Source organism: Dokdonella fugitiva (assembly GCF_004342425.1).
Lineage (GTDB): Bacteria > Pseudomonadota > Gammaproteobacteria > Xanthomonadales > Rhodanobacteraceae > Dokdonella_A > Dokdonella_A fugitiva.
Genome location: NZ_SLWQ01000035.1, coordinates 1 through 1,041 on the forward strand (window position 1 = coordinate 1; position 1,041 = coordinate 1,041).

1 protein-coding gene is annotated in these 1,041 nt (G+C 69.5%); it reads left to right on the top strand.

The window, feature by feature from the left end; genetic code table 11:
• Window positions 1–794 (top strand): transposase (locus EV148_RS18275; RefSeq protein WP_199222835.1); only part of this gene is annotated, 794 nt, incomplete at its 5' end.
• Window positions 795–1,041 lie beyond the last annotated feature (247 nt).

Below are 1,041 nucleotides of genomic sequence, written 5' to 3' on the forward strand. Positions count from 1 at the left end.
ATCTGTCGCGCCGCGGCTGGCTCGAAGGCGAAGACGAATCCGTGCACCTGTCCGACAGCGCAGGTAGCGACGACGGCATGGATGGGCTGCGGATGAGTTCGATCACCTACCGCATCGCCACCGGCCGTGACGCTGGCCGCAAGGTCGTCACGCTGCAAACGCTGCCCGGTGACGCTGGCTCTCTGGAGGGTGATGCCGGCAAGGTCGGCGGCTTCTCACTGCATGCTGGCGTGGCCGCCGAGGCCCACGAGAGCCACAAGCTGGAAAAGCTGTGCCGGTACATCACCCGCCCGGCAATCAGCGAGAAGCGGCTGTCGATCTCGCCGCAGGGCCGGGTGCGGTACGAACTCAAGACCCCGTGGCGGAACGGGACCACGCATGTCGAATGGGATGCGCTGGACTTCATCGCCAAGCTGGCGGCGTTGGTCCCGCCGCCGCGTGCGCATCTGACGAGGTTCCACGGCGTGTTCGCCCCGAACGCCCACCTGCGCGCGCAGCTGACACCGTCGGGGCGGGGCAAGCGGCCTGCGGCACCGGTTGAGGTCAGCGCCAACGACGGGCCGCGCAGCCCCGCGGAGAAGCGCCGCGCGATGACCTGGGCGCAACGCCTCAAGCGGGTCTTTTCCAACGACGTCACCACCTGCGTCCACTGCGGCGGCGCGGTGCGGATCGTCGCCAGCATCGAAGAACCCATCGCCATCCGCGCCATCCTCGCCCACTTCGAGAAGCACGGCGCGCTGGAGCAAGCGCACTACCAGCCCGCAGCGCGCGCCCCGCCCGCGGCGACCGCGTGACGATCTGCCGGCAACGCGGCCGGGGGCGAAAACGGGAGGACTCCACGATGCGGCCACGACCCTGCAGGGCTGCGCTCGGCCTGCTGCCGGGAATCGGTGGGAATGGCCCCCGGACTGCGCCACTGCGCCGCCCGGCGAAGCCGAAACCCCAGGCGCGAACCACCGATCTGAGCCCCAACCGGCGCTTGCGCGTCCGCTACCTACCCGCCAGACTGGCTCAAAAGGGCGTTTGAATTTCCTATGCCCC